This is a genomic window from Roseibium sp. QJM3NY_11, from assembly GCF_056173175.1.
Genome location: NZ_CM149660.1, coordinates 5160400 through 5182889 on the forward strand (window position 1 = coordinate 5160400; position 22490 = coordinate 5182889).

The following is a 22490-nucleotide window of genomic DNA, read 5'->3' on the forward strand; positions in this document are numbered from 1 at the left end:
CAGGCAAGTTACGGGAACGAACCTGGATCAGCAGACATTCGGCTTGTGCGTAAGCGATGCGGCTTCCGGCCCGGAGCAGGCGTTGATGCCGGCTGCTGCGAATGACTGGAACGAGCCCAAATGAAAGATGCAGCTCCTTGTTCGACTGTCCGTCTTCGCGGTGGCGGCACATCATATCAATGCCGTCCTTAGAACCTCGATCGTTCGCCTGATCCGTTCTTGATGGCGCTGCGAGTTATGGGTTACGGACCAGATGTCACGGACAAGAAGCGGTTTCGTCGATCCTACCTGCATCAGCTCATTCCGGTTCGCCGCCAGAAAATCGGGAAGCGCCGCGATACCGCCTCTCCCAAGAACCGCCGCCAGTTGCAAGTCGAGGTCATCCGTATAGCAAGCGAACCTGCCGCCGGCGATCCGGTTGAGCGCGGCCTGTTGTGGCATAGCGTCTGGAACGTCCCCTTGGCCAATATACAAACGGTCCTTTTCCGAGGTATTCTCAAGGTAATCCCGGTGCGCATAAAGACGGAACGCGATTGAGCCAAGCTTGGAGATCGCCAGATCGCCCTTTTCCGGCCGCGAAAGGCGCACCGCAATATCGGCTTCACAGCGCTGCAAAGAGACGAAGCCGATCTCACCGGTCACCTGAAGTTCCAGGTCGGGGAATTTGCACCCGAGCGACAGAAGCGGGGCAATCAATCGGGCCTTAGCAAGGGCGGGCGGAGCCGATATCTTGACGCGGCCGCTCATACCGGGGCGCATCCCCGCCGCGCACCTGGCCGCTTCACGGGCCGCCTCCATCATCGGTCGGGTCGCATCGGCAAAATCGCGCCCTGCCGCAGTCAGGGTCAATGACCGTCCGCGCCGGTCGAACAGAGTGAGCCCCGTATCGCTTTCAAGCGCCTGAATGCGCCTCGTGACAGTCGTCCGTTCGACGCCCAGGTCTCGCGCGGCGGCAGCGACACTGCCGGTCTCGACCAATGCCCGAAAGAAGCGGATATTTTCCCAATCCATCAGTTTAGAGTCCCTTCGATGCAATTATGCAGCAAACCTATGCATGATTTATGCATTCAAAAAGACTTCGGTGTCACCGATATTTCGCTTCACCAGAACCGAAAGAGGCGAAGCATGACCCAGATTATTGAGCTATCTACCCCCGGCGGCGTGAAGAACCTGTCGCTCGTTTCGCGCGACCCCGGCGTTCCCGGGCCCGGAGAAATCCGTTTGCGTCAGACCGGCGCAGGCGTGAACTTCATAGACATATATCAACGAAAGGGCATCTACCCGCTTGCCATGCCTGCCGTTCCTGGTGTGGAAGGCGCAGGCGTAGTGGAAGCCATTGGTGCAGATGTTACCCATGTCACGGTGGGGGATCGTGTCGCATATGCCGGCATCGCGGGCGGATACGCCGAAGCGCGGATTCTGCCTGCCTGGCGCGCTGTAAAGCTGCCGGATAATCTTTCCGATGCACTCGCCGCCAGCAGCCTGCTGCGCGCCTGCACCGCACATATGCTGCTTTGCAAAGTCCATGAGATAACGCCGGGAACGACGATCCTGATCCATGCTGGCGCAGGTGGCTTGGCAAGCATCGTCATGCCTTGGGCCAGGCGGCTCGGCGCAAGGATCATTGCAACCGCCGGCACCGAAGCGAAGGCGGAACGCTCTCTGGCGCAGGGGGCCGAGAAAGTCATCGTCGGCCGCGACGCGGAAATCGCAAAAGAAGTCCGGGAATGGACGGACGGCCGCGGCGTCGATTTCACGATAGATGGCATTGGCGAGCCGACGTTCAGGGCATCGTTAGAGGCCACCGCGAAGTTCGGCACCTTCGCAAGCGTCGGTCAGGCAGGGGGAGGCCTTAAATCGCTATCAGCGACAGACTTCGGTCCTCAGAGAAGCCTTGCGTTTCACACGCCGAGCGTGATGGCCTATCTTGCGGACCCGGTCCGCTACGAAGCGGTGATCAAAGAAGCGTTAGAAGCCTTGCAGGCCGGTGCGCGAACATCAAAGGGGCCGAAATTCCCGCTTTCCGACGCCAGCGCCGCACAGTCTTCCTTGGAGAATGGCACCACCATCGGCACGCCACTCCTCGTGATCTGAAAGCGAGACCCAAAGCTGCCCTTCACACGGCCATGTCAAAGGGCAGCTTAGTCCCGCATTGCGGCAGTGCGAAGTGGCCGCCAAAGACGAGGCCGCCTTCCCCGCCTTGAGCGGGGATCCAATCCACGTCACCACCCGGTATCAGGCTTGAGTGACCACCGGGCTGAACCGCCTCGAACACTCCACCGCTCTGCGAACGAATGGACCCCCGGTCGCGCTACGCTTGCCGGGGGAGTCGCCGAGGGGGGATGCTGCACTGCGTCCGGAAGGCTGCCATAAGGGTGGTGCTGAGGGGCGCGGTGCGTGCGACAGAGGTGAGGCCAAAAGAAAAGGCTGCGCCGTCTTGCGTGCCGGGTTCTCAAGGCCCTTCCGGGACTGCTGCGTCGCCCCACCCCAAGGCCGCCTTCCCCGCCTCGAGCGGGGATCGAATCCACGTCACCGCCCGATGTCAGGTTCGCGTGACCACCGGGCTGAACCGCCTTGGACACTCCACCCCTCTGCGAACGAATGGACCCCCGGTCGCGCTACGCTTGCCGGGGGAGTCGCCGAGGGGGGATGTCCGGGGGGAGATGCCGAAGTGGGGACGCCCGGAGAGACGCTGGAGGGAGATGCCCAGGGGAACACGCCGGGGGAGAGACGCCCGGAAGAGATGCCAGGGGAATGCCGAGGGGAAACGCGGCGTGCTGCACTGCGTCCGGAAGGGGCCGTGAGGGTGGTGCTGAGGGGCTCGGTGCGTGCGACAGAGGTGAGGCCAAAAGCAAAGCTGCGCCGTCTTGCGTGCCTAGTTCTCAAGGCCCTTCCGGGACTGCTGCGTCGCCCCACCCCAAGGCCGCCTTCCCCGCCTTGAACGGGGATCCAATCCACGTCACCGCCCGGTGTCTGGTTCGCGTGACCACCGGGCTGAACCGCCTCGAACACTCCACCGCTCTGCGAACGAATGGGCCCCCTGTCGCGCTGCGCTTGCCGGGGGAGTCGCCGAGGGGGGATGCCAAAGCCGGCCGGGCGCCCTCCACGGGCTTTCAGGGATTGTTGACCGCAAACGCTTTTTCAGTCCTGCGCGACCTTGACACCGGACACCGCCCCGGTTCCCGTGAGCTATGCGATTGATTTCGGCGATGACCGGCTCATGGTCTTTTCTGAGAACCGTATGCGTCCCATATTGTCGAGACCTTCCCGAGCATCCGCTTTCAAGACGGCTTCCCGGTACAAGGCCAAATCATGGAGATGACTGATGCCCAAAACAAAATGCCTGCTTGTATCGACGGCTCTGGTGGCCGGCCTTGTCAGCAATCTCGCCCTGGCGGCTTCCGGTGGTTCTGAAGACGTTTCCGACGCGGTCATCGCCGAGCAGCGCGCGGCACTGGCGGCGGCAACGAAGGACGGCGGGTTCGGGCCGCAGTCGCCCCGGGACATCGATGCTGCCGCAGGCAACAACCATCGCGCCTTCGGCGATGCGCCTGCCTATGAAGCGATGACCCTGTGCGACATTCATTTCCACGAGAGTGCCGAGCACAAGGGCGGCGAGTTCACGACCTATGCCAGCAATGGCGACGGGCATGGCTACGGCACGGGCTTCAAATACAACGGCGACCTGAGCGCCGCCGAACTTGATCCGCTGAGCAGCAAGATCGGCAGCAGCGAACACGGCGACCTTGTGCCCGGTGACACGATCGAAATCCACTTCGTCTATTCGACCGCCAAGGCAGCCCCCGGCCCGACCCTGGGCACCTGTCTCAGCGATGCCATCAGCAATCCGCAATTGCGCGTGGAAGCGGTGGTCGGCGTGTTGGTCAACGATCCGGAAGCGGCCGACTTTGTCGAAATGGCAAAGGTCGCCGAGATCAACGGCCTTTATCAGGCGCCGAACCTGCCGAACGATCTTGGAGCTCCGGTCGTCTATGCCGGCTCCACCACCGGCCCGGGCTACAATGAAAAGGCCTCGCCGTTTCAGGTGACCTGGAGCGTCCGGCCCAAAGTGGTGAAACTCGACATCACCTCCGTCGGCACCTGGCTGAGCGGCAACGAGTTCGAGGAAGACCACGCCCACGGCGTGCGCAACCTGCTGCTCAATCCGGACCTGCTCTCGCAGATCTCCAGATAAGGCCTCTCTCGTTCACTTTGCTCCGGCCTCCCGAACACAATGCAACAAGCTGTTGGTTGGCGTTTTCGGGGGCCGGAGCACAGGTGAACGGCGCCGTTTTGTCCGGACCGGTCAAGTGCGCCGCCCTCCTGCCATTTGGCCGCCGCGCCGGCGACCCGGCGGTTTGAGGATTATTTTTAAAGTTTCCTCCCCCCCTGTCGGTTTCGCGGCGCCTCCCCCGTCCTTTGATCACCTGGATCTGCCAGGTGATTTTCCAAGGATAAGAGGACGACCGACATGAGCGATGCGATGCAAACCCACGGCAGCTTCAGCTGGATGGAGCTGCACAGCGGCGACGCGGACAAGGCGCAGGCATTCTATAAAAGCCTGCTCGGCTGGGGCACGGAAGACATGGACATGCCCGGCATGACCTATTCCGTGATCACCAATGGAGGCGACAAGATCGGCGGGTTCCCGCCGATGGCCGCCGACACGCCGCGCTGGTTGCCTTATGTCACCGTCGACGATGTCGACGCGTGTGTCGGCAAGGCAAGGTCTCTGGGCGCGGACATCGCCAGCGAACCGATGACGATCCCGGGTGTCGGACGGATGGCGACGATCGTCGATCCGGTCGGCGGGGTGATCGCGATGATCACCTATGAGGCGCCGGCGGACGTATAAACCAGCCCCCCTATCGTTTCGGAGACGTCAAGATGGAATTGATTTCCGCACTGCCGGTAACTGCGGTCTTTGTCGCGCTGTTCGCGCTTCTGCAGGTTCCGATGACTATGGCGGTCGGATTGCGCCGGGCGCAAACCGGCATCCAGTTCCAGGATGGTGGCGACGAGACCTTGCTCAAGCGCATGCGCGCTCACGGCAACTTCACCGAAACCGTGCCGATGACCCTGCTCGCCATGGCGGCCGCGGAGCTGAGCGGTGCCCCCGCGTATCTGCTTTGGGCGGGTGGCGGGGCGCTGCTGTGCGGCCGGCTGCTGCACTATCGCACGCTGGTCACCTCGGGCTTCGGCAACGGCCGGGCAGCCGGAATGCTGCTGACCCTGGCGCCGTTGCTTGTCTTTCCGGTCTATGTGTTATGGCATCTGGCCGGATTGCGGAACTAGACCCCGGATCACCCTGGCGTAAGGGCTCTCCGACAAGCGCCGTCCCGGATCAGGTCCGGGACGGCGCGAGAAATGCGGTTCGCGAACGGCATTGGGCGGAGGAGAGAGGACAGACAGAGGAACCCGTTATTCAGCGGCGACGGCCACATCCCGCGCAGAGCGGCTCGCCCAGGGCCGGGTGCCTTCCGGGATTTCCTCGACCGTTCCGACCGGCTGCAGGTATTTGGTGACTTCCGGCCATTCGCCGGCCTTCAAGGCCTTCAGGACCTCCGGCTTGGAGATCTCAAAGGACGACACGCCGCAACGGCGCGCCAGCGGCACCTGATCCAAAATGTATTTGCCCAGGGCACGGATTTCGCCGGTGTAGCCGATCTGTTCGCGCAAGACGCGGGCTGCCGAAAAGCTGCGGCCATCGGCAAAACTGGGAAAATCGACAGCCACAAGCGCCAGCCGGTCCAGGAACGGAACGACGCCCTCAACGTCATCGCCCGCCTCGACAATCACGGCGGTGCGCCCGTCGCGGCCGAGCCAGGCGCCGGCGTCTTCCAGAAACTGGCTCAGGGGCACCAACGCGTCACCGGCGATGGCGATGCCGGTTTCCGCGTCGGCCCTTGCCCAGGCTTCCTCGACGAACTCCCCGTCCTTGTAGATCGTTGTCATTCTCTGCGTCCTCAAAACTCGAATTCGGTGGCGGTCAGATGCCGCTGCCGTCAATTTCCTTGCCGTGGATCGGCCAGTGAATGCCGCATTCCGTCTTGTCCTGTCCGCGCCAGCGTCCTGCGCGCGGATCCTCACCGGGAGCGACCTTGCTGGTGCAAGGCATGCAGCCGATCGACGGATAGCCTTGCGCGACCAGCGGATGCGTCGGCAGATCGTGGGTCTTGGCATAGTCCAGGATGTCTGCCGCCGTCCAGTCCGCCAGCGGATTGACCTTGACCCGGCCTTCGTCGATCTCGAACGCGTCGAGAGCGGACCGGGTCTTGCTCTGGAACCGCTTGCGCCCGGAAATCCAGGCCTCGAAACCGGTCAATGCACGCGCCAGCGGCACGACCTTGCGAATGTGGCAGCAGGCGTCCGTGTCGCTCATCCAGAGCATGCCCGCAGGATCGGTCTCCGCCAGATCCTCCCTGGCCGGTTTGAAGGTGCGCACGTCGGTCAATCCGAGCTGCTCGATCAGCTGGTCGCGATAGAGTATCGTGGCGGGGAACAGCTTGACCGTGTCGATGAACAGCACCGGCGTGGACGGATCGATCTGCGCCACCATGTGCAGCAGCACGGCGGAGTCAGCGCCGAAACTGGACACCATGGCGATGCCGCCGGCAAACTGGTGCCGGATGGCGGCCAACAGGATTTCCTGCGCGGTCGCGTCCTCGAACTGGGAATTCAGAGCGGCGACTTCCGCCTGCAATCCCAGCTCCGGATCAACCCCCAGGCTGAATGTCTCATGCAGCGCCATACAGGGCCTCCTTGAAAGGATCCTCCCCGACCCGGCGATAGGCTTCCAGGAAGGTTTCCTGCTTGCCGGACCGCAGACCGAGATAGGTATCGACCAGCTTTTCGATTGCATCGATCACTTCTTCGGAAGAAAATCCGCGGCCGACGATTTCACCGATGGAGGCGTTTTCGTTGGCCGAGCCGCCGAGCGTCACCTGATAGAATTCCTCGCCCTTCTTCTCCAGGCCGAGAATGCCGATATGGCCGACATGGTGATGGCCGCAGGCGTTGATGCAGCCGGAGATCTTGATCTTCAGTTCGCCAATCTCCGCCTGCCGTTCCGCCGTGCCGAAACGCTCGGAAATGCGTTGCGCCACAGGAATGGACCGGGCCGTCGCCAGCGCGCAGAAGTCCATGCCCGGGCAGGCGATGATGTCGGTGATGAGACCGGCATTGCCTTCCGCGATGTCCGCCGCGACAAGCTGATCGAAGAGCTCGGGCAGATCGTCCAGCTTCACATGGGGCAGGATGACGTTCTGTTCGTGGGAGATGCGCAACTCGTCATGGCCGAAGCGCTCGGCAAGATCGGCGATCGCATCCATCTGGGCATCGGAGGCGTCGCCCGGAATGCCGCCGACCGGCTTCATGGACAGGGTCACCGACGTATAGCCGGGCACCCGGTGCGGGTTGAGGTTGTGGGCCACGAACTGCGCGAAGGCGGCATCCGTGTCCTTGCGCGCGTCCAGCGCTTGCGAGACGGCGGAGCCGACTTCCAGCGGCGGCGGCGCGAAATAGGCCTCGATGCGGCGTACTTCCTGGTCCGGCAGACGCAGGACACCGAAGCGGATCTTTTCGAATTCTGCCTCGATATCCGCCTTCAGGTCTTCCAGCCCGGTCTCGTGGACCAGGATCTTGATGCGCGCCTTGTACTTGTTGTCGCGGCGGCCATAGCGGTTGTAGACGCGCAGGATCGCTTCAGAATAGGCCAGCAGGTCCTCTTCGGGCAGGAAGTCGCGCACCTTGCGGCCGATCATCGGCGTGCGGCCGAGACCGCCGCCGACATAGACCACGAACCCGATCCCGCCGGCCTCGTCGCGGGTGAGCTGCAGGCCGATGTCATGGACCTGGACAGCCGCACGGTCGTTCGGCGCGCCGGTGATGGCGATCTTGAACTTGCGCGGCAGGAACGAGAATTCGGGATGCAGCGACGACCACTGGCGCAGGATTTCCGCATAGGGGCGCGGGTCGGCGATCTCGTCGGCGGCAGCGCCGGCGAAATGGTCCGCGGTCACATTGCGGATGCAGTTGCCCGAGGTCTGGATGGCGTGCATCTCGACTTCCGCCAGCTCTTCCAGGATCTTCGGCGTGTCTTCCAGCTTCGGCCAGTTGAACTGGATGTTCTGGCGCGTGGTGAAATGGCCATAACCCTTGTCGTAGGTGCGGGCGATATGGGCCAGCTTGCGCATCTGGCGGCCGTTGAGCGTGCCATAGGGGATGGCGACCCGCAGCATGTAGGCGTGGAGCTGCAGATACAGACCGTTCATGAGACGCAATGGCTTGAACTCGTCCTCGGAGAGTTCACCGGCGAGACGGCGGCGGACCTGGTCCTTGAACTGGTCGGTGCGCTGGCTGACGAAGCTGGCGTCGAATTCATCGTAACGGTACATCTTGTTCTCCTTTGCGGGCGCTGCCGTCAGCCTTCAGGCGTTCCTGGCGCAGCCCTGACATCGTCTTTGAACTTCAGGCGGACACGGCCTGGGCCTGCTTGCCGAAATGCGGGTGGGTTGTCGGGCCCTTCGCCCGGATCTTTTCACGCAGACGCACCGGGACGATGACACCGTCCGCTGCTGTGACATCCATTTCGTAGACGCTGACGACCTGCTGGTTCCGCTCGGCTTCCAGACCTTCGGCCAATCCGGCGGCGATGGCTTCCTTGCCCTCGAAGATCTTCGCGAGCGTGATCAGCTCGACCCAGGTCCCGTTGTCTCCAAGCCAGACGACATCGCCGTTCAGCAGGCGGTTGGCGGTAATGACTTTCATGGCTATCACTCTCTCAGGTCTCAGGCCGCCACACCCCGGGCCGCTTCCAGCGGCACCAGAGGTTCAGCCTTGTCCAGGGCGGCATGACCGACGGCCTCGCCGATCACGATCAGCACCGGCCCGTCGATTTCCGCGCGGTTCGACAGCACCGCGAGTTCGGACAGGGTTCCGGCAAATTGGCGTTCATCCGGATGCGCCGCGTTTTCAATCACGGCCACCGGGGTATCCGGTTTCAGACCCGCACCGATCATCTTTCCGGCCACATCCGCGGCCACGGTCCGGCCCATGTAGACCGCGACCGTCGCGCCTTTCAGCGCAAGGCCGGCCCAGTCCGGCAAAGTTTCGGACCTGGCATTGTGACCGGTGGCGAAGACAAGATTGGAGGCGACACCGCGCAGGGTCAGCGGGATCTGTGCCGACGCCGCGGCAGCGAAGGCCGCCGTGACCCCGGGCACGATTTCAAAGCCGATGCCACCGTCGCGCAATGCCTGCATTTCTTCCGCCGCCCGGCCAAAGATCATCGGATCGCCGGCCTTGAGGCGCACGACCTTCCGGCCCTCGCGGCCCAGCTTTACCAGCAGGTCGCAGATCGCGGACTGGGGCACCGAGTGCGCGCCCTTGCGCTTGCCGACCGAAACCCGCTGCGCATCGCGCCGGCCCATGGACACCACCCCGGCGGGCACCAGCGCGTCGTGGACAATGACGTCGGCCTCCTGCAGCAGGCGCTGCGCCCGCAATGTCAGAAGGTCCTCGGCTCCGGGTCCGGCGCCCACCAGCCAGACGAAACCGGGTTCCTCGGCCACGCTGTTGAGAAGGCGCTGCGCTTCGGAGCGGGCGGCACCGGACTTGCCGGCATAAAGGTTGGCGGCGACGGCACCGGAGAAGAACCGGGCCCAGAAACCGCGACGCTGGGCGCCGTCGGGTATCATGCTGACCGCGGCGTCCCGGAAACTTTCCGCAAGACGCGCCAGCTCACCGGTCGCCCGCGGCAGCATCGCCTCGATCCGCGCGCGGATGTGGCGCGACAGCACCGGCCCGACACCGGTCGACGTGATGGCGACGGCGATGGGCGCACGGTTCACCAGGGCCCCGGTGTAGAAATCGCAAAGATCGGGCTTGTCGACCGCATTGACGGGCACACCCATGATCCGGGCGGCGTTGACCACGGCCGTGTCCAGATCCATGTCCTCGCGCGCGGAAAAGACCAACGCGGCCCCGTTGAGATGCGCCGGGCGGAAGTCCTCGGCAATATGGTCGGCCTGATAGAGAGCGATGGCGTCCTGAAGGTCCGCGTCCAGGTTTCTGGAAACAACAACGATCCGGGCGTTGGTTTCGCCCAGCAGACGGACCTTGGCCGCAGCTTCGCCGCCGTGACCGACCACGAGCACACGCCGCCCGGACACCTTCATGAAGGCCGGGAACACGTCGAGCCGGTTTTCCGGCTTTTTCAGTGTGTTGTGCAGTTTGCCAGTGCGCGCCGCCATCTCAAGGGTCTCCAATCCCAATTCGAGATGCTTAATGTAAAGGCCCGCCCCCGCCGGCGCCGGGCACCGGGTTTCAAAGGCTCGGCAACAAGCGGAATAGTTTTTTGCGCTGAGCCGGTTTGACCAATTCCAATTCCCGTTGCTCTTGCGTCCTTCCGCAAGCTGCGCATACAACACGCTCAGCCATCCGGACCTGGCATTGCGGCAGGTGGCGATTTCTTCACGTCCGACCACGGTTTCACCGGACGCTCGGCACAAACAGAGCAAAGACCCATGCAATTCATCAAAACAGGTATTGTTCTGTCGCTGGCTTTCGGCCTGGCAGCGGTGGCACAGTCGGTGCGTGCGCAGCAGGCGGGCGAGGACGCTCACTGGCAGACACGGTGCGCCGGTCCATCGAGATCAGCGGAGGCCCTCACTTGCGAGGCGAGCGCAAGCGTGCGGATGAAGGATAGCGGTCAACTGGTGTTCAAGGTCGACCTCGTCTTCCCCGCCGGCAAGGCGGCGCCGGTTCTCCGCCTGCAGGCACCGCTCGGGTTTTATCTGCCCGGCAAGATCAGGCTCGGCGTTGACGGAAAGCCGGTGAGCGAACTCGAAATCGGCACCTGCGACCAGCGCGGCTGTTTTCTGTCCACCGGCGCAACACCGGAATTGATCGCCGCCATGACGGCAGGCGACGCGCTGCAGATCGACTTCGCACCCGCAGCCGACCGCAGGCAGACCATTGAACTGCCGCTTGCCGGCCTCGAGCGGGCGATAAACGCCGTTCAGTGAGCATCGCGCAAAAAATCCGGCGGAAACCGCCGGCTCAGCTTGTTGACAAACTCAATTTCGTCATTCCGGCCGGTCTGCAGCGCAGCTGCATGGCCAGAGCCGGAACCCAGCGAGTACTTCGCGCCGCAGGCGCGTCTTTGATAATGATTTCAAATGTTTGGATTGCTCCGGTGCTCGACTTCGCTCGCGCTGATACGCTAGGTTCCGGATCAGCGCGCAGCTGCGCTGCACTTGTCCGGAATGACCAACTGGGAGTTTGTCAGCAATCTGAGCCGGCGGAAACCGCCGGCTTTGTCAACGTCGTATCGCAGGTTGTTCAGGCGGCGAAGGCCTTGATGAAATCCTCGATCTGATGAGTGAGCGTCTGGGTCCGCTGGGCGACCAGATTGACCGCCTGGCTCACTTCTCCCGCCGCATCCTTGGACCTGACCGAGTTTTCCTCCAGGCCCGAGACGCTCTGGCTGGCGTTCTGGGTGCTGGTCGATGCCTCGTTGACACCGCGGGCAATTTCATTGGTCGCCGCGCTCTGCTCGGTGACGGCAGAGGCGATCGCCGTGGTTTCGACAGTCACGTTGCCCATGATCTCGGTGATCTGCTGAATGGACATGGCCGCCTCGCTGGTCGCTTCCTGAATGGCCGCGATCTGCTGGGTGATGCTTTCGGTCGCCTGGGCCGTCTGGGTGGCCAATTCCTTGACTTCCGACGCGACGACCGCGAAACCCTTGCCGGCCTCACCTGCGCGTGCCGCTTCGATCGTGGCGTTGAGCGCCAGGAGGTTGGTCTGTTCCGCGATCGTTGAAATGAGCTGGACCACTTCACCGATTTCCTGGGCCGCGGTCGACAGTGTCGCAACCTTGTCATTGGTCGCCTGGGTCGTTTCAGCCGCTTCTGTCACGACGGCTGTGGTCGAGGCAACGCGCTGGTTGATCTCCCCGATCGAAGCGGACAGTTCCTCTGCCGCGGAGGCAACGGTCTCGACATGGCTCTGGGCGGACGTCGATGCATGCGATGCACCTTCCGCATGCGCTGTCGTATCGTCCGCGACGCTGCTCAGCATTCCGGCCGTGTCCTCGAGCCTGGACATGGTCCCGGTCACATCGACAATCAGTTCCGAAACACCGGTGCGGAAAGAGGTCACCAGTTGTTCGCGTTCCCGCATGCGCTCAATTCTGTTCGCGTCCTCGACTTTTTGGGCCGCCACCAGTTCCTCGCGTTGTGCCGCGCCGTCACGCAGAACCAGGATCGCTTTGGCCAACCCGCCGATTTCATCGGGCCGCCGGCTTTCGGGCAGATCGACGCCGTAGTCTCCTTCCGCGAGACGGCCAACAGCCTTGGCGAAGGCGCCGAGCGGCAGAATGACGGCACGCATGATGAACCAGCCCGCGACGCCGAGGGCCGCCAGGACAAGGAAGAGATTGGCAAAGGTCATGTAATCGGCGTTGGCCGCAGCCGACTTGTAGCTTGCGACTTCCTCGGCCAGGGAGGCGCGCTCGCGTGCAAGGTGTTCCCGATGCAGGTCCAGAACGGCTTCAACCGCTTCGGTCAGGTTTTCGGCCGCGCTGTCGAAGCTCGCCATGAGCTTGTTGCCCTGTTCCGGTCCGCCTGCCACATAGGCGTTCGCCATTGTCTGGCCGGCATCGTAGTAGGCCGGGAAACGCGATTGCACTTCCGCTAACTGAGCGGACAGGTCGGTGTATCCCAGTTTGTCTGCAAGGGCTGTTGCCTTGACGCTGTCCGCCTCGAAGCGTTCGGCGAACTCGGCGGCCACATCGAATCCGTCGTTCAGTCCATCGAGCCCACGCGTTGCGGAAATATCGGTCAGCCATTGCTGCACCTGAACGACATCGAATTGCATGTTCTGCAAGGAAACCGCCAGATTGATCCCGTCGGTGGCGAATGTCTCGGCGCCATCGCGCAGCCGGCCTGCATTCTCTTCCAGGGTCTCCTGATTGACAATCATCCCCAGACTGAGTGCAGTCACCACGACGAATACGGCGGCAATGATGACCAGCATCTTTGACTTCAATGTTTTTACCACTGTCATTTTCCTCAATGCTACATCAAGCATGCAATTTGTATGCGGATACAACCACTGATCATTGAGATAAGACGAAGATGTTAATATTATTCTTAATAATTCTGCCTTTTAAACTTAAGGTCGATAAGTAGAAACTCTTACGCCGAATGGCTGTCTTCACACAGGAAAGGCCGGACATTGCCGGCCTTCGGTCGTGGTCGCGCTGCTTCGACGAGAGCATCCTGCGCCGGCACGAACGCACGATGCTCTGCCGCTTCCGGATCGATCGGCTCCGGGACATCCGTGCGAAGCCAAGGAATGCCGGCGTTGCCTGCCGACCATACGCAAGGACGACAGGCCGGGCCTTGCGCCTACTTCATCGCCTGCATGACGGAGACGAAATTGGCGACGGCGGTGTCTTCGTGTATGGCGTCGCCGATACCTATGTCAGTGAAGGCTGCGGCGCTCCGGTGTTCCCGGTCGAATTGACGGATCCGGACTTTTTCGCTGCCGTTGCCGGCGCAGCGGAATAGACCTTTGCCGAATGTTCAGACACATCACCTCCCTTGCCATTGTGCCAAGATCCTGAACGGGTGCTCCGCGACTTTCCCCGAGGGGACTCACTCTGACCGGATGTCATCATGCCCTCCGCGTTCGACCAAAGCGCCGTCGGGATACGAAGATGCTTGGCAATCAAATCGCCAAGCATCCAGGATAAATTGTGCGGTCGATGTCAGTTCCGCTCGGCAAGCTCCTCAATCAGGTTCACATGCGTCTGGATTGACGCCACATCGCCAAACACATTCATTTCGGTATCAGGCTGAATGCCGCGGCCTTCCCAGAACCGCCCGTCATTGTCCACGTGCACTTCATTGGCCAGTGACAGATACCAGCCGTTTGGCAGTGTTCGTCCGACAATATCCGATGGTGCACCGCGGGTGGCCTTGCCGACATGCCTGACGTTCGGCAGCGCGCGCAGCGACAGCACCAGCACCTCAGCCGCTCGCACTGTGATGCTGCTGGTGAGAACTTGGACAGGGCCCTCGAACCGGGTTCCGTCGCTCGGTGTAAGAGTGACCTTGGTCCTCGGAGAGTTCCTGGCATCAGCGGCATATTTCTCGTAGGCCTGAACCGGTTTTGAGGCAAAGCGTTCCGCAATTGCGCGGGCGACAAATTCGTAACCGCCGAAGTGATTGTAACCACCGACATTCGCACTGAGATCAATGATGACGGATCGCACGCCGGATGTCTGGAAGAGCTGCATAATCTCTTCCATGATGGCATTGGTCGCGGCCAGTTCCTCGTCGGGTGACGCTCCCCTTTGACCATAATATCCGACGGTCGCAAGTGCCAGGTAGCCCGTGTCGCCGTTCAAGACGCCGTACTGGATGCGTTGATTTCCGACAACGCGGCCTTGTCCACCCAGAATTGTCTTCGGTATGCTGTCGTACCAGAAGCTTTCGAAAAATGCTGCGGTCACCTCTTTCCGGGGTATTCCCATTGTCTTCGCTTCCCGGGAAAGCTGATTGAACGTGTCATCAGGGTGAGGTTCGAAACGAATGAACTCATCGCCAATCCGTGCGGTGAGGTCCAGGTGACCATCCTGCAGCGGTGCCATCATTTGTTTGAACACCTCGAAAAGCTCCGCATCTGACATTTCGGTCCGAATTTTTTTCCGGGCAGATGCCACGGTCGATTGCCAGTCAACACCATAAAGGCCGTGGAACGGGTAGTTGTGCTCAAAAAATGCCGCGAACGCCGCAAAATTGGCTGCGGGTGTGTTTTCAGCCGATGCCAGGCATGAATCGGGAAGTGCATCAAGCCGATCGGCCCGGATCCGGTGCTGCGCAATTGGCAGTGTAACGGTTGCAGTATTGCCGTCCCTGGCCATGACAAGCCGGCTGTTGTCGATCAAGTCGGAAAGCGCTTCCGCGTCGCCGCTTTCCTCAATGCAGATGTCGCCGGCCATCTGATAGAATTTAATGTCGCCGTCTTTCACCTCAGCGACTGTGCCATAGCCGTCGGTCTGCCAGACACCGTTGAACTCGGATGGAAGATCCGAAAGTGCAGGTGTCGCAGTCAGTGCTGTTGCAAGAAAAATGTGTATTCGTTTCATAGGGTTTTCTCCGGTTGAGAATTCGCCGGATAGGCCCTGTCGCCACGATGTGTCGTCCGTTTCAGCTCAGACGGACAGATTTCTTGCAAGTTTTTCGGGTGTACCCTGTGCCAGTCGGTAGGCTGTCGGCGTCTGATCCGTAACTTTCTTGAACGCCTTGTAAAAGGAAGAGCGGGAGTTGAAACCGGCCTCAAGCGCGATTTCCAGGATCGAGGCTTCTCCGCTCCTCAGATTGATCTTTGCCGCTTCAATCCGGTAGCTGTTCACAAAGTCGAAAAAATTCTGACCAATCGCCTCGTTCAATACCTGAGATATGTAGTTCTCGCTCACACCGATATGCCGCGCGAGAATCCAGAGCGAAAGATTTGGGTTGAGATAGAGCTGGTCGACCGTCATCGCCTTGCGGAGTTTGCCGGAGATACGATCGACGGCGTCTTCTGTAAGGGCCGAGTTCGCATAGCGCTGGTCCCTCGTCCGCTTTTCGTTGTCTGCAGGCCTGAGCCCCGGTCGTTGCCTCAACCCCCAGGCAGCCATGATCGTCTGCAGCGACAAGTTAAGCAGATAATATGCCGAACTTGGGAGCCCGCCGTAGTCCGGGACGATCAGGCTCAGGAGTGATGATATCAGGCTCAGAACCCAATAAAATGCACTGGCGCCGATCACAAAGGCAATCCAGCGTAACTCCCTGCTCTCGTTGCTTGCGAAAAGATCCTTCAAGCGAATTCGATAGGAGACCAGCCGACTGTAAACCAGCAATATGTAGACACCCCATTGCAGCTTGATGGCCACGTTTACTAGCGCCCAGAATACCCAGTTTATTGCGGTCGCCGACTGTCGCAGGGCTTGTTCGGAGAGCCCAACCAGTTGCAGTTCCGCCTCGATCAGGTAAAGCGCAATCGAAACGCTCGTCAGAAGTGTGAAGGAAGGCAAGAACATGTGCCAATAGAGATGCTTCGGAAGACCATCCTCTTCTGAGGTCAGCATCCAGACGTAAAGCCAGATCAGGGGGGTGACGCACGCCATGGCAACCAGCCACAGCGCCTCCAGCAGTGTCGCACCGACCGCGCCGGAAACGATCAATTGCAGGGCAGTCGGCAACTCCGTGACTGCCGCTGCCAGAAAAAAAGCGGCAAGGACCCGGAACACGTTTTTGTTTCGGTCCTGTATCAGACAACACAGGGCTCCGAACAATGGCACCGTCATCGCCATCGTGGAAATCAAAACCAGCATATGCGTTGAAAATTCCATTTGAACGAACCGAGCCCGGTCAACACTTTGCAAGCCGTATCAGCTCCGCGCCATCAAATGCCAAAACGAAATGGCAAGATCGTGTCCAGGCATCCTGCCGCATTCAAGGAAGTTCTCCGCGCCGGAACGATCGGTTATGGCGCAAGAAACACAATTGCCGGACCGGAGTGTCGGTCTTCGTCGACACTCCGGTCCGGCAATTGTTCGAATGCTTAGGTTGCCATTTCGGGCTGTTTCATCAGGCGTCTCTTCTCAGTGTTCCAGATCATCGCCCGCTGGTCAGGGCTGATCGAAATCACCGCCGCTTGCGACGAAAGCGATCAGCTTACTTCATCGCCTGCATGACGGAGACGAAATTGGCGACGGCGGCGCCGCCCATGTTGAAGATGCCGCCGATTTCGGCGTTCCGGACCTGAATGTCCCCGGCGGTGCCGGTGAGTTGCATGGCGGTGAGCACATGCATGGACACGCCCGTGGCGCCGATCGGGTGGCCCTTGGCCTTCAGGCCGCCGGAGGGGTTGATCGGCAGCTTGCCGTCCTTCTCGGTCCAACCTTCCAGAATGGCCTTCGCACCCTGGCCTTCGCCCGTCAGCCCCATGGCCTCGTATTCGATCAGCTCGGCGATGGTGAAGCAGTCGTGTGTCTCGACGAAGGAAAGATCCTCCAGCGCCAGGTTGGCGTCACCGAGCGCCTGGCCCCAGGCCTTGGAGCAGCCCTCGAATTTCAGAATGTCGCGCTTGGACATGGGCAGGAAATCCTGCACGTGGGCCATGCCCCGAAAAGCCACGGCCTTCTTCATGCCGAGGGCCGTCGCCGGGTCGGTCAGGACCAGCGCGGCGGCGCCGTCGGAGACCAGCGAACAGTCGGTACGTTTCAGCGGACCGGCGACGAACGGGTTTTTCTCGGATTCCGCCCGGCAGAACTCGAAGCCGAGATCCTTGCGCATCTGGGCATAAGGATTGCTGACGCCATTCCTGTGGTTCTTGGCAGCGATCTTGGCCAAAGCGTCGGACTGGTCACCGAATTTCTGGAAATAGGCGTCGGCGATCTTGCCGAAGACCCCGGCGAAGCCCGCCGGAATATCGCCCTCTTCCTTCAGATAGGAGGCCTTCAGCAGGTTCTTGCCTATTTCCGGCCCCGGTGTCGTGGTCATCTGTTCGACGCCAACCACAAGCACGAAACGGGCATCGCCGGAAGCAATGGCGCGCACGCCCTGATGCACGGCGGCCGAACCGGTTGCGCAGGCGTTCTCAACCCGGGTCGCGGGCTTGAAGCGCAGTGCCGGGTCGGCCTGCAGCACCAGCGACGCGGTGAAATCCTGGGGCGAGAACCCCGCATTGAAATGACCGAGCAGGATTTCGTCGACATCTTCCGGCGCAATGCCGGCATCGTTGATGGCGTCCACCGCCACCTTGACGATCATGCTCTCGACCGTTTCTTCCGCATGTTTTCCGAAAGGCAAATGCGCCCATCCCACCATGGCTGCCGTCATGACACTTCCTCCAGTTTGTTCCCGGCAAGCAACCGCCGCGGGCGCTGCGCCCGGATGTTCAAATCAGATGCGCGAATCTGTTTCTCTGTCCAGGCGCACACATCCGATATGGGGTCCACCTTGCCGAGGTGCTATGTGTGGCTGGACAGTTCCAGCTTCCATGGCGCTTTGCAAGAGGAAACTGACCTAAACGTCATGACACTCATTTTTCGTTTTTAAGTTCAATATCTTATTATATCGTCAAAGCGATCATACATGGATGCTGCCGCCCATTCGCCGGATCAGGCCTGCCGCCACGCTCGCTTGCGTCCGGGATTTGTTCACATGCCTGACATGCTCGCCGGTCAAGGCTTGGGCATTCCGGACAAAATCGTGTTTTTGCACCTTTCAGATTTTCCACCGGCCCTGCTCCGCGGGGTCGGTTTCTGCTTTCGGATCGTCCATTCCGCCGAAAACAGATTTCGAATTCCGGTTTAGCTTCCGGCCCTGCTTCCGGTTTTTGGCAATCGGACGACTTTTTCAATGCTTGTCCCTTGACCTGCCGGGTCACCGGAGATAGCCATTCAAAGCGCTTTGAAATACAAAAAATCCGCCTTTTGCAGTCGGCCCCGGCGAGAATTCATCGGGATTGCGGACGGATTGGCGGCGCACGGAGACAGGCAATGCCACAAGAAGCCGAAACGGGCCTGGAAGCAAATGGACCAGCCAGCATGACCGGGGACCCGGACTGGTGGAAGGGAGCGGTGATCTACCAGATCTATCCCCGGTCCTTCAACGACACCAATGGCGATGGCGTCGGTGACCTGAACGGGGTGCGCGCGCGCATGGACTACATTGCCTCGCTCGGCGTCGATGCCATCTGGTTGTCGCCGTTTTTCACATCTCCCATGGAAGACTTCGGCTACGACGTGTCGGATTACGAAGGCGTCGACCCGATGTTCGGCAGTCTCGCGGATTTCGACGACATGCTGACCGCCGCCCACAAGCGCGGGCTGAAGGTGATCATCGACCTGGTGATCTCGCACACGTCCGACCAGCACCCCTGGTTCAGGGAAAGCCGGTCCTCGAAGGACAATTCCAAGGCCGACTGGTTCGTCTGGGCCGATGCCAGACCGGACGGCACGGTGCCGACCAACTGGCTGTCCATCTTCGGGGGGGCCGCCTGGGAGTGGGACAGTCGCCGCCGCCAGTACTACATGCACAATTTCCTGGCCAGCCAGCCGGACCTGAATTTCCACAACGCGGAGGTCCAGGACGCCGTGCTGGATGCGGCCAGGTTCTGGCTGGACCGGGGCGTGGACGGTTTCCGCCTCGACACGGTGAACTTCTACTTCCACGACGCGCAGCTTCGGGACAACCCGCCGATGGGCGCCGGCGACACGCCGTCCACCGTCGATCCGTCCAATCCGTATGGCTACCAGGATCATCTCTACGACAAGACCCGGCCCGAAAACCTGGTCTTCCTGGAACGCATGCGGGCGCTGCTCGATGCCTATCCGGGCACGACCTCCGTCGGCGAGATCGGCGCCGACGGTCAGGCAGTGGAACTCACGGCCGCCTACACGGAAGCCGGCAAGCGGATCCACATGGCCTACAGCTTCGATCTGCTGACAACACAGCATTCCGCGTCCCATATCCGGCGGATCGTCGAAGAGATGAATGCCGGGATCGGCGATGGCTGGGCGAGCTGGGCACTTTCCAACCACGACGTCGTGCGGGTCGGCAGCCGCTGGGGCGACGGTCTGGACCTGAACCGGTTCGCACCGCTGGCAACCGCGCTCTGCGCAAGTCTGCGCGGCAGCCCCTGCCTCTACCAGGGCGAGGAACTGGGCCTGACCCAGGCGGATGTTCCCTTCGAGAACCTGAAGGACCCCTACGGCATCCGCTTCTGGCCCGACTACAAGGGCCGGGACGGCTGCCGTACACCGATGCCGTGGGTAAACGACAACGCCCATGCGGGTTTCTCCGATGCCGAGCCCTGGCTGCCCGTCGCCGCCGAGCACCGCGCGCGGGCAGCGTTCGAACAGGACAGGGACGCGACCTCGATCCTGAACCGCAACCGCGCCTTTTATGCCTGGCGGCAGGATCACGAACCGCTCAAAAAGGGCGACATGACCTTCCTTGACAGCGACGGGGAGACCCTCGTGTTCACCCGGACCTATCAGGGCGAGACGATCCTGTGCGCGTTCAACCTCGGCGCAGAACCGGCCGAGGTCACGGTGCCGGACCTGGCTCTGGAAAACATCGACGCGCCGGGCTTTACCGGCACGATCGATGGCGCGCGGATCTCTCTGAACGGGCTTGACGCGGTCTTCGCCCGGGCGAAGCGCTGATTTCATCTCTTCAATTTGCTTCCCGGCGCGGCTAAATAGACGCGCCGGGCTGTTCCGGCCACGTTCTCAATCGCCGGAACTTTCATGACCGACCGACTGCCCCTTTCCGTCTTCATCATCGCCAGGGACGAGGCCGACCGGATCGCCAGGCCGATCGAAAGCGTGATCGGCTGGGTCGACGAGGTGATCGTCATCGACAGCGGCTCCAACGACGACACGGTTGCCGTCGCCGAAAGGCTTGGTGCCCGGGTCCTGCACAATGACTGGCCGGGCTACGGCCCGCAAAAGCGGTTCGGCGAAGACCAGTGCCGCAACGACTGGCTGCTCAACCTGGATGCGGACGAAGAGGTGACGCCGGAGCTGGCCGATGAAATCAGGACCGTCTTCGCCGAAGGCAATCACGCCCGGGCCGATGGCTGGCGCATCATGATCCGCGACATGTATGCCCACGAGACGGCACCGGCACACTGGGCCTACGGCTATCACCAGATCCGGCTCTACGACCGCCGCAAGGGCCGCTTTTCAAGTTCCACCGTCCATGACACCGTCCGGCCGGAGCCGGGCGCGCGGATCGCCGATCTTTCCGGGATCATGGCGCACCGGTCGATCCGCTCGCTCGATTTCCAGGTCGGCAAATACAACCGCTATTCGGGAATGCAGGTCGCGGACATGCGCGCCCGCGGCCGCAGACTGCCGAAATTCCGCCTGCTGAGCGAGTTCCCGGTCAGTTTCCTCAAGGCCTATGTCGTCCGCAGATACTGGAAATACGGCTGGTGGGGCTTCATTCTCGCCATCAACTATGCCCATGCCCGCTTCCTGCGCGTGGCCAAGGCCCATGAGGCGGACCTTCAGGAGCGGACCCACCGGTCCTGACACTTGGCCCACCTGGGCTTTGAAACGCCAGAGCCCACCCCGTTACACCGGTTCCTTGACCACCTTTTCGACCTCGTGCCGCTCTACCAGCAGCGGCTGGCGCACACCGGAGGCCTGGTGAAAGTGTTCCAGACGGCGGATCGTCGTCGGCGTCAGCGTGTGTCCGCGCGACAGCACCAGCTCGTGATTGGATTCAGTGAGGGCATCGTCCAGCAGAATGTCGCCCGGACGGAGCGAGCGGATATGGCATTGGGCGACATGCTTCTTGCGGGACTCCGGGAGATCGTCCACCAGAACGGTCATCGCAAGTGCCAGAAGTTTGGGATCGTATTTGCGGCGGTTTATGGCCAGCGCTTCGAAGGCGGCCGCGTCCGGGCCGCTGTCCGGGCTGGCGTACCACAGATCGGTCAACAGCTTGATGATGCGGGACACCATCGGGATGTCTTCGCCGACGGGCCCGTCTTTCGGAAATCCCGAGCCGTTGAAACCCCGCCCCGACAAGTAGAGGTATTCGGACACCTTTTCGAGCTGGGGAATGTTCTTCAACAGGTCCCTTGTCTGGACGGGAGCCCGGTCGAGAATATCGCGTTCCTGCTCGGTCAGGCTGCGGGCGGCGCGGTAGCGGGCCAGGATCTGTTTCGGCAGCAGAGCCTCGCCGATCGGCGACAGCATCACCGCCATCTCGAGCTCCCAGGTCTTTTTCATGTCCAGCTGTTTCGCCAGCTTCAACGCCTGTTTGCGCACAGTCCCGGTGCGCCGGAAGGCGTCCGGGTGAAACAGGGCCATCATGTCGATCAGAAGCTTGACGGATCCGGCCAGGGTCCGCTCCAGAAGCGCCCTCTCCTTGGCGAGCTGGCGATGATGGTACAGGGCCGCTTCCATGGCGGACTTCAGATCCGTCTGCTGACAGGGCTTTTCCAGATACAGGAAGGCGTGGCCTTCATTGATCGTCTTCTTGATGGCCTCGGCGGAGGTCTCCCGGGTCAGCATCACGCGGGTTGCCAGCGGCACGATCGTTTCCGCGGTGCGCAAGAAGGCCGTGCCCCCACGGCCCGGCAGATTGAAACAAGTAAAGACAACAGCGGTGCCGTGGTTTTTCTTGAGAAAAACCAGCGCCGGATCGGATTCGGAAAAGCAGACGACCTTCATCTGCGCGCCAAACAGGCGCTGGAATCCTGCCTGGACGTCCAGGTCAGGATCCGCGACCACAACCAGGTCCGCAATCTTGTCCATATACGGGTCCCCTTCTTGTGCGATGACGCGCCATGCGGAAGTATCCGCGTGTAACTTCCGCAACAGCATCTCATGAGAGAGATAACAAATACTTGAGGAATTAATCAGGATTTAAGACCGGGATTCATCAAACTTCCGGCGATCTGAATTC

Annotated in this window: 20 protein-coding genes; 9 read left to right on the forward strand and 11 right to left on the reverse strand. The window is 61.4% G+C overall.

The window, feature by feature from the left end; genetic code table 11:
* Nucleotides 1–171: 171 nt before the first annotated feature.
* Nucleotides 172–1011, reverse strand: coding sequence for a LysR family transcriptional regulator (locus AC0VX3_RS23635; protein ID WP_475522568.1), 840 nt, complete (start codon nt 1009–1011; stop codon nt 172–174).
* Nucleotides 1012–1125: 114 nt separating this feature from the next.
* Here AC0VX3_RS23635 and AC0VX3_RS23640 point away from each other — a divergent pair, with 114 nt between their 5' ends.
* The 4 genes from AC0VX3_RS23640 (at nt 1126) to AC0VX3_RS23655 (ending at nt 5295) form a co-directional block, all read left to right on the forward strand.
* Nucleotides 1126–2094 (forward strand): quinone oxidoreductase family protein, encoded by a 969-nt coding sequence (locus AC0VX3_RS23640; protein WP_475522569.1) that lies wholly within the window; start codon nt 1126–1128, stop codon nt 2092–2094.
* A gap of 1231 nt (nt 2095–3325) precedes the next feature.
* Nucleotides 3326–4195: a delta-class carbonic anhydrase gene (locus tag AC0VX3_RS23645; protein WP_475522570.1), complete on the forward strand. Its 870-nt coding sequence runs from the start codon at nt 3326–3328 to the stop codon at nt 4193–4195.
* Between the two features lie 276 nt (nt 4196–4471).
* Complete coding sequence (locus AC0VX3_RS23650; protein ID WP_475522571.1) at nt 4472–4855, forward strand: VOC family protein; 384 nt, start codon at nt 4472–4474, stop codon at nt 4853–4855.
* Between the two features lie 32 nt (nt 4856–4887).
* Nucleotides 4888–5295, forward strand: a complete 408-nt coding sequence (locus AC0VX3_RS23655) for an MAPEG family protein (protein WP_475522572.1) — start codon at nt 4888–4890, stop codon at nt 5293–5295.
* Between the two features lie 126 nt (nt 5296–5421).
* On the opposite strand, the gene AC0VX3_RS23660 is transcribed toward AC0VX3_RS23655, so the two are convergent.
* The 5 genes from AC0VX3_RS23660 to cysG form a co-directional block, all read right to left on the reverse strand.
* The gene (locus AC0VX3_RS23660) at nt 5422–5955 is read right to left on the reverse strand and encodes a DUF934 domain-containing protein (RefSeq protein WP_475522573.1); all 534 of its coding nucleotides are present in this window, start codon (nt 5953–5955) and stop codon (nt 5422–5424) included.
* 34 nt (nt 5956–5989) lie between these two features.
* Nucleotides 5990–6751, reverse strand: coding sequence for a phosphoadenylyl-sulfate reductase (locus AC0VX3_RS23665; RefSeq protein WP_342891173.1), 762 nt, complete (start codon nt 6749–6751; stop codon nt 5990–5992).
* A complete protein-coding gene (locus tag AC0VX3_RS23670; RefSeq protein ID WP_342891174.1) occupies nt 6738–8396 on the reverse strand; it encodes a nitrite/sulfite reductase in 1659 nt (552 codons plus the stop codon). The genes AC0VX3_RS23665 and AC0VX3_RS23670 overlap by 14 nt, the downstream gene beginning before the upstream one ends.
* Nucleotides 8397–8469: 73 nt before the next feature.
* Complete coding sequence (locus AC0VX3_RS23675; protein ID WP_475522574.1) at nt 8470–8769, reverse strand: DUF2849 domain-containing protein; 300 nt, start codon at nt 8767–8769, stop codon at nt 8470–8472.
* 20 nt (nt 8770–8789) lie between these two features.
* Entirely contained in the window at nt 8790–10253 is a 1464-nt protein-coding gene (cysG, locus tag AC0VX3_RS23680) for a siroheme synthase CysG (protein WP_475522575.1), read from the reverse strand.
* Between the two features lie 273 nt (nt 10254–10526).
* On the opposite strand from cysG, the gene AC0VX3_RS23685 reads away from it, so the two are divergent.
* Nucleotides 10527–11027, forward strand: a complete 501-nt coding sequence (locus AC0VX3_RS23685; protein WP_475522576.1) for an invasion associated locus B family protein — start codon at nt 10527–10529, stop codon at nt 11025–11027.
* Nucleotides 11024–11380, forward strand: a complete 357-nt coding sequence (locus AC0VX3_RS23690; RefSeq protein WP_475522577.1) for a hypothetical protein — start codon at nt 11024–11026, stop codon at nt 11378–11380. Before AC0VX3_RS23685 ends, AC0VX3_RS23690 begins: the two co-directional genes overlap by 4 nt.
* Here AC0VX3_RS23690 and AC0VX3_RS23695 read toward each other — a convergent pair.
* Nucleotides 11344–13065: a methyl-accepting chemotaxis protein gene (locus AC0VX3_RS23695; protein ID WP_475522578.1), complete on the reverse strand. Its 1722-nt coding sequence runs from the start codon at nt 13063–13065 to the stop codon at nt 11344–11346. The two genes, AC0VX3_RS23690 and AC0VX3_RS23695, sit on opposite strands and share 37 nt — an antisense overlap.
* Before the next feature lie 146 nt (nt 13066–13211).
* Between AC0VX3_RS23695 and AC0VX3_RS23700 the strand changes: the two genes are divergently transcribed.
* The gene (locus AC0VX3_RS23700; protein WP_475522579.1) at nt 13212–13577 is read left to right on the forward strand and encodes a hypothetical protein; all 366 of its coding nucleotides are present in this window, start codon (nt 13212–13214) and stop codon (nt 13575–13577) included.
* 200 nt (nt 13578–13777) lie between these two features.
* On the opposite strand, the gene AC0VX3_RS23705 is transcribed toward AC0VX3_RS23700, so the two are convergent.
* The 3 genes from AC0VX3_RS23705 to AC0VX3_RS23715 form a co-directional block, all read right to left on the reverse strand.
* Nucleotides 13778–15160 (reverse strand): S41 family peptidase, encoded by a 1383-nt coding sequence (locus tag AC0VX3_RS23705; protein WP_475522580.1) that lies wholly within the window; start codon nt 15158–15160, stop codon nt 13778–13780.
* A gap of 66 nt (nt 15161–15226) precedes the next feature.
* The gene (locus AC0VX3_RS23710; RefSeq protein ID WP_475522581.1) at nt 15227–16408 is read right to left on the reverse strand and encodes a helix-turn-helix domain-containing protein; all 1182 of its coding nucleotides are present in this window, start codon (nt 16406–16408) and stop codon (nt 15227–15229) included.
* Nucleotides 16409–16733: 325 nt separating this feature from the next.
* Nucleotides 16734–17900, reverse strand: a complete 1167-nt coding sequence (locus AC0VX3_RS23715) for an acetyl-CoA acetyltransferase (protein WP_342891182.1) — start codon at nt 17898–17900, stop codon at nt 16734–16736.
* A 662-nt stretch (nt 17901–18562) separates the two neighbouring features.
* Here AC0VX3_RS23715 and AC0VX3_RS23720 point away from each other — a divergent pair.
* Both AC0VX3_RS23720 and AC0VX3_RS23725 read left to right on the forward strand, forming a co-directional pair.
* Entirely contained in the window at nt 18563–20233 is a 1671-nt protein-coding gene (locus tag AC0VX3_RS23720) for an alpha-glucosidase family protein (RefSeq protein ID WP_475522582.1), read from the forward strand.
* 84 nt (nt 20234–20317) lie between these two features.
* The gene (locus AC0VX3_RS23725; RefSeq protein WP_475522583.1) at nt 20318–21106 is read left to right on the forward strand and encodes a glycosyltransferase family 2 protein; all 789 of its coding nucleotides are present in this window, start codon (nt 20318–20320) and stop codon (nt 21104–21106) included.
* Between the two features lie 42 nt (nt 21107–21148).
* On the opposite strand, the gene AC0VX3_RS23730 is transcribed toward AC0VX3_RS23725, so the two are convergent.
* Entirely contained in the window at nt 21149–22339 is a 1191-nt protein-coding gene (locus AC0VX3_RS23730; RefSeq protein ID WP_475522584.1) for an HD domain-containing phosphohydrolase, read from the reverse strand.
* Nucleotides 22340–22490: the final 151 nt, after the last annotated feature.